We start from the raw sequence: 13,478 nt of genomic DNA, 5'->3' as shown, positions 1-13,478 counted from the left end.
TATAAACAGCTTTTTGTATTTTTTTTACAAAACACTTGAAAGTTACGTAACGTCATCTTTTATAATGAAGGGGAAGAGGTGATGCTAGTGATTTCAATACAACAATTGACGAGAGAAACAGGGGTTACGGTACGTACATTACGTTATTATGATCAAATAGATTTATTAAAGCCAAGTGGGAAAACAGAGGGTGGACATCGGTTATATAGTGAAGCTGATGTCATTCGTTTGCAACAAATTTTATTTTTAAAAGAAATGGGATTTTCATTAAAAGAAACTGCGAATATGTTAGTAAAAGATGAGCTGGATTTAAAGGATTCTCTTGAAAAACAACTTCGGTTTGTACAAGAAGAACAAAAGAAATTCAATCGAATGGAGCGTATTTTACAAGCTGTTGTTTATTCAGTAGACGTCGAAGGAGATTTGGATTGGAAAGTTATGTTTGAACTTATTCAGCTTTCAAAACAGTCTCCTCGTATACGGGAAATGTTCCAAAATGAAGTATTTTCAGAGGAAGAACAAAAATTGCTTCATAATTTACCAAACATGAGTAAGGAAGATCCGAATGTTTTAGAGTGGGTAGATTTATTAAAGCAATTACGTACTTTTATGAAAGACGGTAAAGAAGTAGCGAGTGATGAGGTACAAGGGGCAACGAAGAGATTAATGCAGAAGTGTTTGGAAATGGCAAATGGTGATGAAGCGTTTTTAGATAAGTTATGGGAAGTTAGGAAGTCAAAAGAAGATTCGCAAAGGATGAGTATGTATCCAATCGAAGAAGAACTTTTAATATATATGGATGAAGCTTTTCGTATTTATGATGAAAAGGGGGACGGATAAATGAGTATACTCGCAGAATATCGGTGGTATTTTTTAATTGGAGCAGAGATTATATTTTGGTTATCGGCTATCGGTTTCTTTTTACTCCGTTACGGATTTCGTTTGAAAAAGGCGAGTTTTATTATGGGGATTGTGCTACTCGTAAATGAAGTGTTTATTTTAATTTTAGGGGTAGTGGACTATTATCAAACAGGAAAGTTCTCTAACTTTCAAATTATTACTGTAATTATTTTATTGTATGCAGTCTTTTACGGGAAAAAGGATTTGAAGAAGCTTGATCTATTTGTGCAAAAACTAGTTGCGAAATGGCGGAATGAACCGGCGCCTATTATGGAAGAACAGGTAGAATTAACAGGTATGGCCTATGCGAAGCAGGAAGTGAAAAATTGGCTAGTACATCTTGTTTTATTCGTTGCTGTTCATATATTCTTTTTCTTCGCGTACGGATTGATTCCATTTGAACAGTGGGGAAATTGGTTAGAATCAGGAATCGTTTTAAATAAAGCGGCAAGCCGTGTAAGCCAAGTATGGGCTATTATTCTTTTAGTGGATACTGCAATTTCATTTTCATATGTAATTTTTCCGAAGAAGGAGAAAGGGAAAGAAAAGCTACTTTCATAGAGGAAAGTAGCTTTTTCTAGTATACCAATAGTTTGTATAGGAGAGGATAGCAATAGGAAAAAGAACAGGTTTTATATGTTTATTTCTCTTTAGTTTAGTAGCATGTTCACAATCTAACAGTGCAATTGATAAGAAGAGTGATGTTGTTGCAAAGGGGGCGGAAATTTCTAATCTAGATAAATTCGAAAAGTTCGTTTTGAATGTGGAACAAGGGGAAATTGATAAAATAAGAATTGTACATTATACAGATGAAGGTGATCCGGTTTTTCAAACGTTAGAGCATAGTGGGACAGATATACTTCATATGTTAGATAATAGGCAAGATCAATTTGCTGGTAATCATACAGGTATATATGAAGATAGTTGTAAAAGGATTGTTAAAGAGCAACATGAATCAGAAACGGCTTATCGGTTAATAGATTGTACGAATGAAGATGGGCGCAATGGATATGACTTATTATATGTACCTAAAAAATAGAGTTAGTAGAGGAAGGAAGTATGTACTCCTTCCTTTTTCTATGTGTATATTGTCGAAAATTTTACCGAATATCTGTTCGTTTTTTTAGGTTTTTTATGGGCATTCGTGGTAAAATAATAATACAGATTTTTATGAGGAGGTCGGATTGTACGTGGAACATCAATTTGAAATTATCTCAGCGTATTCCCCGCAAGGTGATCAGCCGGTAGCTATAGAGAAGCTTGTAGAGGGAATTAATAGTGGAAAGAAAAAGCAAGTGTTGCTTGGTGCGACAGGAACGGGTAAGACATTTACAATTTCAAATGTCATTAAAGAAGTGCAGAAGCCAACACTTGTCATGGCTCACAATAAAACGTTGGCAGGACAATTATATAGTGAGCTGAAAGATTTTTTTCCGAATAATGCAGTTGAATATTTTGTTAGTTATTACGATTATTATCAGCCAGAAGCGTATGTGCCGCAAACAGATACGTTTATTGAAAAAGACGCGCAGATTAATGATGAAATCGATAAATTACGTCACTCAGCAACGTCTGCATTATTTGAACGGGACGATGTAATTATCGTTGCGAGTGTTTCGTGTATATATGGTTTAGGTTCTCCAGAAGAGTACCGCGAGTTAGTTGTTTCGCTTCGAGTTGGTATGGAAAAGGACCGCAATCAATTGCTTCGTGAACTTGTTGATGTACAGTATGGGCGTAATGATATTGATTTCAAGCGTGGTACATTCCGTGTGCGCGGAGATGTAGTTGAAATCTTCCCGGCATCACTTGATGAGCATTGTATCCGAATTGAATTTTTTGGTGATGAAATTGACCGTATTCGTGAAGTAAATGCATTAACAGGTGAAGTATTAGCAGAACGTGATCATGTAGCAATCTTCCCAGCATCTCACTTCGTTACACGTGAAGAGAAAATGAAGGTTGCTATTGAAAATATCGAAAAAGAATTAGAAGAGCGTTTAAAGGAATTAAATGATAATGGTAAGTTGTTAGAGGCGCAGCGTATAGAGCAACGTACGCGTTATGATTTAGAAATGATGCGTGAGATGGGCTTTTGTTCAGGTATTGAAAACTATTCCCGTCATTTAACACTTCGTCCAGCGGGTGCAACGCCGTATACGTTATTAGACTATTTCCCGGAGGATTTCTTAATTGTTATGGATGAGTCGCACGTATCAGTGCCGCAAGTAAGAGCGATGTATAACGGGGACCAAGCGCGTAAGCAAGTGCTTGTGGATCATGGATTCCGTCTGCCATCAGCTTTAGATAATAGACCACTCATGTTTGATGAGTTTGAAGAGAAAACGAATCAAGTTATTTATGTTTCGGCAACGCCAGGGCCGTACGAGTTAGAGCAGTCACCGGAAGTAATAGAACAAATTATTCGTCCAACAGGGCTTTTAGATCCACCGATTGATATACGACCAATTGAAGGGCAAATTGACGATTTATTAGGAGAGATTCAAGATCGCATCGCAAAAAATGAGCGTGTATTAATTACAACTTTAACGAAAAAAATGTCAGAGGATTTAACGGATTACTTAAAAGATGTAGGAATTAAAGTGAACTATCTTCACTCTGAAATTAAAACGTTAGAACGTATTGAGATTATTCGTGATCTTCGCCTTGGTAAGTTTGATGTACTTGTCGGTATTAACTTATTACGAGAAGGTTTAGATATACCAGAAGTTTCACTTGTAGCTATTTTAGATGCTGATAAGGAAGGGTTCTTGCGTTCAGAACGCTCATTAATTCAAACAATCGGTCGTGCCGCACGTAATGAAAACGGCCGCGTTATTATGTACGCAGATCGCATAACGAGATCGATGGGAATTGCGATTGAAGAAACGCAGCGTCGTCGTACTATACAAGAAGCTTACAATGAGGAGCATGGTATTACACCGAAAACGATTCAAAAAGGAGTGCGCGATGTAATCCGTGCAACGACAGCTGCTGAAGAGCCAGAAACATATGAAGCAGCTCCTGCTAAGAAAATGACGAAAAAAGAGCGTGAAAAGACAATTGCGAAGATAGAAGCAGAGATGAAAGAAGCAGCAAAAGCGTTAGACTTCGAGCGTGCAGCTGAATTAAGAGATTTACTATTAGAATTAAAGGCGGAAGGGTGAAAAGCGTGAGCATGAGCAAGGATTTTATTGTTGTAAAAGGTGCTAGAGCACATAACTTAAAAAATATTGATGTAACCATTCCGAGAAATCAGCTTGTTGTTGTAACGGGATTGTCTGGTTCAGGGAAATCATCATTAGCATTTGATACGATTTATGCAGAAGGGCAGCGCAGATACGTAGAATCGTTATCTGCGTATGCACGCCAATTTTTAGGACAGATGGATAAACCGGATGTAGATACGATTGAAGGGTTGTCGCCAGCGATTTCGATTGATCAAAAAACGACGAGTCGTAATCCGCGTTCAACTGTCGGAACAGTGACGGAGATTTATGATTATTTACGTTTATTATTTGCGCGAATTGGTACGCCAATTTGTCCGAATCATGGAATTGAAATTACATCACAAACAGTAGAACAGATGGTAGACCGTGTTCTCGAATATCCTGAACGTACGAAATTGCAAGTACTAGCGCCTATCGTTTCTGGGCGTAAAGGTGCACATGTAAAAGTACTTGAAGATATTAAGAAGCAAGGTTACGTTCGTGTACGTGTTGATGGGGAAATGCTGGACGTATCTGAAGAGATTACGTTAGATAAAAATAAGAAGCATTCGATAGAAGTTGTAATTGACCGTATTGTTGTAAAAGAAGGAATTGCAAGCCGCCTTGCTGATTCACTTGAAAGTGCATTAAAGCTTGGCGGGGGCCGAGTGTTAATTGATGTTATGGGAGAAGAGGAACTTCTATTTAGTGAACATCATGCTTGTCCGCATTGTGGCTTTTCAATTGGAGAATTAGAGCCGCGCATGTTCTCATTCAATAGTCCGTTCGGTGCATGTCCTTCTTGTGATGGACTTGGCTCAAAGCTAGAGGTAGATTTAGAGCTTGTTATTCCGAACTGGGATTTATCATTAAATGAACATGCGATTGCTCCTTGGGAACCGACAAGTTCACAATATTACCCACAACTTTTACAATCTGTATGTAATCACTACGGCGTGGATATGGATATGCCTGTGAAAGATATACCGAAAGATTTATTTGATAAAGTATTGTATGGAAGCGGTGAAGAGAAGGTTTACTTCCGCTATGTAAATGAATTTGGTCAAGTAAAGGAAAATGAGATTTTATTTGAAGGTGTTATTCCGAATATAGAGCGTCGTTATCGTGAGACGAGTTCTGATTATGTTCGTGAGCAAATGGAGAAATACATGGCAGAGCAAGCTTGTCCGAAGTGTAAAGGCGGACGCTTAAAGCCAGAGAGTTTAGCTGTTTTCGTTGGTGATAAAACGATTGCTGACGTAACGAAGTATTCTGTTCAAGAAGTACAGGAGTTCTTCTCGAATGTGGAACTAACAGAGAAACAACAAAAAATTGCTCATTTAATTTTAAGAGAAATTCAAGAGCGCGTTGGGTTTTTAGTGAACGTTGGTTTAGATTATTTAACGTTAAGTCGTGCGGCTGGTACGTTATCAGGTGGTGAGGCGCAGCGTATTCGTTTAGCAACGCAAATTGGTTCTCGTCTAACTGGCGTACTTTATATTCTTGATGAGCCTTCAATTGGTTTACACCAACGTGATAACGATCGTCTTATTCGCACATTGCAAGAAATGCGTGATTTAGGCAATACGTTAATTGTCGTTGAACATGATGAAGATACGATGATGGCAGCAGATTACTTACTTGATATCGGACCTGGTGCAGGTATTCACGGTGGTCAAGTTGTATCAGCGGGTACACCAGCTGAGGTTATGCAAGATGAGAATTCATTAACAGGGAAATACTTAAGTGGGAAAGAGTTTATTCCAGTTCCACTTGAAAGACGTAAAGGTGACGGACGTAAAGTAGAGATTGTCGGTGCAAAAGAGAATAACTTAAAGAATGCGAAAATGTCATTCCCACTTGGTACGTTTGTAGCGGTAACGGGTGTATCTGGTTCTGGTAAAAGTACGATGATTAATGAAGTGCTATACAAATCGTTAGCTCAAAAGCTATATAAAGCGAAAGCGAAGCCAGGGACTCATAAAGAAATTAAAGGTCTTGAGCATTTAGATAAAGTTATTGATATTGATCAATCGCCAATCGGTCGTACACCACGTTCCAACCCAGCGACGTATACAGGTGTATTCGATGATATTCGTGATGTGTTTGCACAAACGAACGAAGCGAAAGTGCGCGGATATCAAAAAGGACGTTTCAGCTTTAACGTAAAAGGTGGCCGTTGTGAAGCGTGCCGTGGTGACGGGATTATTAAAATCGAAATGCATTTCTTACCAGATGTGTACGTTCCGTGTGAAGTTTGTCACGGTAAACGTTACAACCGTGAAACGTTAGAAGTGAAGTATAAAGATAAGAACATTTCTGAAGTGTTAGGGATGACAATTGAAGATGGAGTAGAGTTCTTCGCTAATATCCCGAAAATTAAGCGTAAACTTCAAACGCTTGTAGATGTTGGACTTGGTTATATGAAATTAGGGCAACCAGCTACGACGTTATCTGGTGGGGAAGCACAGCGCGTGAAATTAGCTTCTGAATTACATCGTCGTTCTACAGGGCGTACGCTATATATTTTAGATGAGCCAACGACTGGTTTACATGCACATGATATTGCACGTCTTCTAGAGGTATTGCAGCGTCTTGTTGAAAGCGGAGAGACAGTTCTTGTAATTGAACATAATTTAGATGTTATTAAAACGGCTGATTACATTGTTGACCTTGGACCAGAGGGCGGAGACAAAGGTGGACAAATCGTTGCTTCAGGAACGCCAGAGCAAGTAGTGAAAGAAGAGCGCTCGTATACAGGTAAGTATTTAAAAGAGATCTTAGTTCGTGATAAAGCAAGAATGAAAGAGAGAATAAAAGAAGTAGAGTTATCGCAATAAATTTATTGATGAAAACCGAGTGGAAATGACGCTCGGTTTTTATTTTACGCGGAAAAACTGGTAAGTGTGTTAGTAGGTATACAAGCATAAAGGGTAGAATAAGTTGATATAAGCGCTCGTATGATACTTGCGTTTATTATCTATTAGCGTATGATGAAATATATATGTTTAAAGGATGTGTAACGAAATGAGATGGATTGTATCACTTCTTGTAAATAGCATTGTGTTAATCGCTGTATCGGGACTTTTAAAAGGGATTGCACCAGACGCGTTTTACATAGCAAATATACAAACAGCAATTATTGCGAGTATTATATTAGCGATTTTAAATGTATTCGTAAAGCCATTTTTAATTTTAATTACGCTACCAATTACTGTTGTAACTTTCGGGTTCTTCTTAATTGTTATTAATGCGATTACGTTAAAAATGACAGATTCATTATTAGGAGATGCTTTCAATATAACAGGGTTTGGTGTAGCGATTGTTGCGGCAATTTGTATTTCCATTTTCAATATGATCATTGAAAAGGCAATTGTGGAACCATTATATGAAAAAAAGAGAAAGTGACAAAAGGAAAAACATTTCATCATTCGTATGAAATGTTTTTTTCTATTTATTAGAAACCGTATTTCTTGTTTCCAGAAAAAAATGGTACAATATCCGGTAGAATGGAATTTTACATCAAATGAGACTGAACCCGCAGCGGATGGAGGTTTATACATATGCCGAAAGTAAGGACAAAAGATTTAATTGAACAATTTCAATTGGAGTTAATAAGTGGTGAAGAAGGCATTCATCGCCCGATTGACACAAGTGATTTATCACGACCTGGAATTGAGATGGCAGGATTTTTCACATATTATCCAGCTGATCGCGTGCAACTTCTTGGGAAAACGGAGCTTACGTTCTTTGACACGTTAACATCAGGGCAAAAACAAGAGAGAATGAAAGCGCTTTGTACGGAGGAGACGCCGTGTATTATTGTAACTCGAAATCAAGATGTACCAGATGAGTTACTGCAAGCATCGCGTGAGTCATGTGTGCCTTTATTACGTTCTTCTCAAACGACAACGAGATTATCAAGTCGTTTAACGAACTATTTAGAAGGTAAGTTAGCGCCAACAACAGCTGTTCATGGTGTATTAGTAGATATTTACGGCGTTGGTGTTTTAATTACAGGTCAAAGTGGTGTTGGTAAAAGTGAGACAGCTCTTGAACTTGTAAAGCGTGGTCACCGTCTTGTTGCGGATGATAGTGTAGAAATTCGTCAAGAAGATGAAGACATGTTAGTCGGAAGCTCACCAGATTTAATTGAGCATTTATTAGAAATTCGTGGTCTAGGTATTATTAACGTTATGACGTTATTCGGTGCAGGGGCAGTGCGAAATTATAAGCGTATTACACTTGTTATTAATCTTGAAATTTGGGATCAAAAGAAAAATTATGATCGCTTAGGTCTTGATGAAGAGAAGATGAAGATTATTGATACAGAACTTACGAAGATTACACTTCCAGTTCGTCCTGGCCGAAATTTAGCTGTTATTATTGAAGTGGCAGCGATGAACTTCCGTTTAAAACGTATGGGAGTCAATGCGGCACAACAGTTCTCTGAACGATTAATGAGTGCAATTGAGTTAGGAAATCAGGAGTAAATTTGGGAGAGGGAGGTCATACATATGCTGTTAGGTTCTGTACCACAGCTTGACCGTGTAGCGATTCAACTTGGGCCGTTCCCTATATATTGGTACGGGGTTATTATCGGTACAGGTGTGCTATTAGGTCTTTGGCTAGCAACTCGCGAGGGAGAAAGGCTAGGTATTCCAAAAGATACATTTATTGACCTTGTATTAATTGCAGTACCGATCGCTATTCTTTTTGCGAGAATGTACTATGTCATTTTTGAATGGGAATATTACGCGCAAAACCCAAGTGAAATTCTTAGAATCCGTCAAGGTGGTTTGGCGATTCATGGTGGTTTAATTGGGGCTGTTATTACAGGAATCCTTTTTGCAAAACGACGCGGGCTTTCATTCTGGAAGTTAGCGGATATTGCTGCGCCAAGTATTTTACTAGGACAAGCAATTGGCAGATGGGGAAACTTTATGAACCAAGAGGCGCATGGTGATGAAGTAACGAGACAGTTTTTAGAAGGTCTTCATTTACCGGATTTTATTATTAATCAAATGTATATTGAGGGTGTGTATTATCACCCGACGTTTTTATATGAATCGTTATGGAATTTTGCAGGTGTCATTTTATTACTTGCATTACGAAAAGTGAATTTAAGACGTGGGGAACTATTCTTCACATATTTAATTTGGTATTCAGTAGGACGCTTCTTCGTAGAAGGTTTACGTACAGATAGCTTAATGTTAGGACCACTTCGTATTGCCCAAGTAATGTCGATTGGAATTATTGTTATTTCTATCATTTTCATTATTGCGAGACGAAAAATGGGGCAAGCTGATAAAAGATATTTAGAAAATTAGAGAAAAGTAGCATCTTATAATAAGATGCTGCTTCTTTCATATTCAGGAAAACGAAAGGACGAAAGGCAATGCAAATAAATACAGTGTTATTTGATTTAGATGGAACGTTAATTAATACAAACGAACTTATTATCTCTTCTTTTTTACATGTGTTACACACATATTATCCAAATCAGTATAAGCGTGAAGATGTATTGCCATTTATCGGTCCATCTTTGCATGATACTTTCAGCAAGATTGATGAAAGTAAGGTTGAAGAGATGATTACGTGTTATCGTCAATTTAACCATGATCATCACGATGAATTAGTGGAAGAATATGAAACTGTATATGAAACAGTTCAAGACTTGAAGAAGCAAGGTTACAAAATTGGTATTGTTACAACGAAAGCGAGACAAACGGTTGAGATGGGATTAAAGTTGTCAAAGCTTGATGAGTTTTTTGATGTTGTCGTGACAATTGATGATGTGGAGCATGTGAAACCACATCCAGAACCACTTCAAAAAGCGCTTGAATTACTAGATGCGAAACCAGAAGAAACATTGATGGTTGGGGATAATCATCATGATATTGTTGGCGGACAAAATGCGGGTACGAAAACAGCTGCAGTTTCATGGACGTTAAAGGGTAGAGCGTATTTAGAAGCTTATAAACCAGATTTTATGTTAGATAAAATGAGTGATTTACTACCGATCTTGTCCGACATGAATCGTTCATAAAGGTTCAAGTAAGTTAGTAGGGATGCGTATCCCTACTAGCTTACAGTTTTACTTTTTTAGTGGAGGAGCGAGTTAAGTGCGACGGACAACACGCTATCCTATTTCAGGAGAGAATTCATTATGGAATGTGTATAAAACAGTTTCTTTTTGGAAGGTAATGAAGAATTTTATTATTATCCAAATTGCACGTTACACGCCATTTTTATCTGTGAAGAATTGGTTGTATCGCACGTTTTTACGCATGAAAGTAGGAGAGAAAACATCATTTGCGCTTATGGTAATGCCGGATATTATGTTTCCAGAAAAGATAGCTGTGGGAGAAAATTCGATTATTGGCTATAACACAACGCTTTTAGCACATGAATATTTAATTCGTGAATATCGTCTTGGAGAAATCGTCATTGGAAATGAAGTGATGATTGGAGCAAATACGACGATATTGCCAGGTGTGAAAATTGGAGATGGTGCGATTGTCTCAGCGGGCACACTTGTTCATAAAGATGTACCGAGTGGTGCTTTCGTAGGTGGAAATCCAATGCGTATTATTTATACGAAAGAGCAAATGGCGGCTAGAAAAGGTTCATACTAAAAATGTAACATTTCTCCTCTTTTTTAATGAATAAAAAGGAAATAATTGAGTATAATATACTGTTTTGTTTTTTACGGAATCGTTTATACTTATAGATAGAAGAATGTGTGAGCGAAGAAAACAAAAAACTGGAGGATATATGGGGAAAAATCAAAGAATATATAAGGAGAACGGACAAGTTATCTCTTTTAACCAATTAGCGGACTTTTTTTATAAAAAAGGGATGAGGGCTTACAAAGGGCAAAAATTGCAAGATGCAATTAAATATTTTCGAAGAGCGGCACAAAGTGAGAAGGAGCCGTTTATTTTATGCCAATTAGCAATAACATTGTCTGAATCTGGTGAATATCAGGAGTCGAATCAAACCTTCTTAAAGCTAATAAAATCTAATCCAGAACTTGAACAGTGCTATTATTTTATTGCAAATAATTATGCATATATGGGTTTATTTCAGCAGGCGAAGAAGTATGCGGAGCGCTATTTAGATGTTGCCGAAGAGAAGGAATTTGTTGAGGATACATTAGAGTTGCTTGAAATTATAGAAGAAGAAGCGATGGGTGCGGAAGAGATTGAAGATGAAGACGATTTAATTGTTATGCAGGAAGAGGCGAATCGTTATATTCGTAACGGACAACTAGAAGAAGCAATTGCTACGTTAGAAATTGTTACGAAAGATTATCCGGAATTTTGGTCAGGTCATAATAATTTAGCGATTGCACATTTTCAATCTGGTAATGTAGATAAGGCGCTGAAGTTAACAGAAATGATTTTAGAGAAAAATCCTGGTAATATACATGCGCTTTGTAATACGCTTATTTTTCTATATTCAATTGGAGAGCATAAACAAGTAGAAGCGTTAGCGGGACAGCTCGTTTCAGTATATCCGATTTCATTTGAACATCGTTTGAAACTTGGAACGACACTTGCAACAATTGGTCATTTCGAGCCTGCATATAAATGGTTCAAAGTATTAAAGCGTCAAGGGTACGAAGGAGACGTTAGTTTTTATTATTGGTTTGCATATTCTGCTTATATGGTGAAGGATCAGCAAGTGGCTGAAAAAATGTGGCAACATGTTATAGAATTGCATCCTGATAAAAAAGGGAAAGAACCGTGGAATGCACTGAATTTAGAAGATGAAGGGCAAAATATATTATTTGAAGAATTACGAAAATCATTTCAGCAAAGTGCGACGCTAGAGGAGCAAATGCTAGCTTTATATTTAATGAATGAATTGTCAACGCCTGAGAAGGTTGGATTCTTCTTTGATGTGACGCAGGCGAAGAATGGTGTTCCAATTGTATCGCAACTTGCAAAATATTTCTTTTTACTGAATAGCCATAAGAGTATTCCAGCTGATTTACAGCAATTTGAACAGTGCGTGCGAATTGCGGATGCTTTATACAATTATACGAAAAAAGATGATGAATTAATCGAAGAGTGTTTACAATTTTGGTTTTGTACGTTCATACGTTTATATACATCTGGAGCAGTTTTTACAAATGTGTACGGTTGGTCAGCTGCGGTTGAATACATTGTGCGGGGCGAACAAGGAAATAAGATGACACAGTCGGAGCTTGGAGATGTATATAATGTATCTGTAGCGACTGTTCGAAAGTATGTGCAGGCTGTGAAGCGTACGCACACATAAGATAAGCAAATCATTGGGAAAAAAATGATGCTAACAGTATAATGAGGGTAACTTAATTGTGTAGGAATGGATAGGAGTGAGTAGTGTGTCAGAAGAAAAAATTTATGATGTCATTATTATTGGTGCAGGACCAGCTGGTATGACAGCTGCAGTATATACATCTCGTGCGAATTTAAGCACATTAATGCTTGAGCGTGGTATTCCAGGCGGACAAATGGCAAATACAGAAGATGTAGAAAACTACCCAGGTTATGAGTCTATTTTAGGACCAGACTTATCAAATAAAATGTTCGAGCATGCGAAGAAATTTGGTGCTGAATATGCATATGGTGATGTGAAAGCAGTCATCGATGGTAAAGAGTACAAAACAATTATTGCTGGTAAAAAAGAATATAAAACACGTGCAATTATCGTTGCAAGTGGTGCAGAGTATAAAAAAATCGGTGTACCGGGTGAAACAGAACTTGGCGGCCGTGGTGTATCATACTGTGCGGTATGTGATGGCGCATTCTTTAAAGAAAAAGAACTTGTTGTTATCGGGGGCGGAGACTCTGCTGTTGAAGAGGGTGTGTTCTTAACACGCTTCGCATCAAAAGTAACAATCGTTCACCGTCGTGACACGCTTCGTGCACAGAAAATTTTACAAGATCGTGCTTTCCAAAACGAGAAAGTAGATTTCATTTGGAACCACACGATAAAAGAAATTAACGAAGCAAATGGTAAAGTAGGAAGCGTAACACTTGTAGATGTAAACAGTGGAGAAGAGCAAGAAGTCAAAACTGACGGCGTATTCGTATACATCGGTATGTTGCCACTATCAAAACCGTTCGTTGAGTTAGGTATTACAAACGAAAATGGTTACGTTGAAACGAACGAGCGTATGGAAACGAAAGTTCCTGGTATTTTCGCAGCTGGTGATGTTCGCGAAAAAATGCTTCGTCAAATTGTAACTGCAACAGGTGACGGTAGTATTGCAGCACAAAGTGCACAACATTACGTAGAAGAATTATTAGAAGAACTAAAAACTGTAACAGAGAAATAAGGGATATTATACCTTTTGAGAAGAAAGCTACCGATAGT

The 13,478-nt window shown here is 37.8% G+C and carries 12 protein-coding genes; all 12 read left to right on the top strand.

The window, feature by feature from the left end; genetic code table 11:
* The first annotated feature begins 81 nt into the window (after window positions 1-81).
* Window positions 82-840: a MerR family transcriptional regulator gene (locus ACQKNI_RS13765; protein WP_140417540.1), complete on the top strand. Its 759-nt coding sequence runs from the start codon at window positions 82-84 to the stop codon at window positions 838-840.
* Window positions 841-1,461, top strand: coding sequence for a hypothetical protein (locus ACQKNI_RS13760; protein WP_088233274.1), 621 nt, complete (start codon window positions 841-843; stop codon window positions 1,459-1,461).
* A gap of 46 nt (window positions 1,462-1,507) precedes the next feature.
* On the top strand, window positions 1,508-1,939 hold the full coding sequence (locus ACQKNI_RS13755) for a DUF4362 domain-containing protein (RefSeq protein ID WP_098253042.1): 432 nt from the start codon (window positions 1,508-1,510) through the stop codon (window positions 1,937-1,939).
* A gap of 151 nt (window positions 1,940-2,090) precedes the next feature.
* Window positions 2,091-4,067: an excinuclease ABC subunit B gene (gene uvrB, locus ACQKNI_RS13750; RefSeq protein WP_088233276.1), complete on the top strand. Its 1,977-nt coding sequence runs from the start codon at window positions 2,091-2,093 to the stop codon at window positions 4,065-4,067.
* A gap of 11 nt (window positions 4,068-4,078) precedes the next feature.
* The gene (gene uvrA / locus ACQKNI_RS13745) at window positions 4,079-6,949 is read left to right on the top strand and encodes an excinuclease ABC subunit UvrA (protein WP_140417542.1); all 2,871 of its coding nucleotides are present in this window, start codon (window positions 4,079-4,081) and stop codon (window positions 6,947-6,949) included.
* A 187-nt stretch (window positions 6,950-7,136) separates the two neighbouring features.
* Complete coding sequence (locus ACQKNI_RS13740) at window positions 7,137-7,517, top strand: phage holin family protein (protein WP_088233277.1); 381 nt, start codon at window positions 7,137-7,139, stop codon at window positions 7,515-7,517.
* 155 nt (window positions 7,518-7,672) lie between these two features.
* Complete coding sequence (hprK, locus tag ACQKNI_RS13735) at window positions 7,673-8,602, top strand: HPr(Ser) kinase/phosphatase (protein ID WP_088233278.1); 930 nt, start codon at window positions 7,673-7,675, stop codon at window positions 8,600-8,602.
* A 24-nt stretch (window positions 8,603-8,626) separates the two neighbouring features.
* On the top strand, window positions 8,627-9,439 hold the full coding sequence (gene lgt, locus ACQKNI_RS13730) for a prolipoprotein diacylglyceryl transferase (protein ID WP_088233279.1): 813 nt from the start codon (window positions 8,627-8,629) through the stop codon (window positions 9,437-9,439).
* 68 nt (window positions 9,440-9,507) lie between these two features.
* Window positions 9,508-10,158 (top strand): pyrophosphatase PpaX, encoded by a 651-nt coding sequence (gene ppaX, locus ACQKNI_RS13725; RefSeq protein ID WP_088233280.1) that lies wholly within the window; start codon window positions 9,508-9,510, stop codon window positions 10,156-10,158.
* A gap of 76 nt (window positions 10,159-10,234) precedes the next feature.
* A complete protein-coding gene (locus ACQKNI_RS13720; RefSeq protein ID WP_088233281.1) occupies window positions 10,235-10,747 on the top strand; it encodes an acyltransferase in 513 nt (170 codons plus the stop codon).
* A 139-nt stretch (window positions 10,748-10,886) separates the two neighbouring features.
* On the top strand, window positions 10,887-12,398 hold the full coding sequence (locus tag ACQKNI_RS13715) for a tetratricopeptide repeat protein (protein ID WP_088233282.1): 1,512 nt from the start codon (window positions 10,887-10,889) through the stop codon (window positions 12,396-12,398).
* Window positions 12,399-12,483: 85 nt separating this feature from the next.
* Window positions 12,484-13,440: a thioredoxin-disulfide reductase gene (gene trxB, locus ACQKNI_RS13710; RefSeq protein WP_140417541.1), complete on the top strand. Its 957-nt coding sequence runs from the start codon at window positions 12,484-12,486 to the stop codon at window positions 13,438-13,440.
* Window positions 13,441-13,478: the final 38 nt, after the last annotated feature.

Source organism: Bacillus sp. NPDC094064 (genome assembly GCF_050279585.1).
GTDB lineage: Bacteria > Bacillota > Bacilli > Bacillales > Bacillaceae_G > Bacillus_A.
Note: the sequence above shows the minus strand (reverse complement) of the source record. Positions and strands in the feature narration are given on the sequence as shown.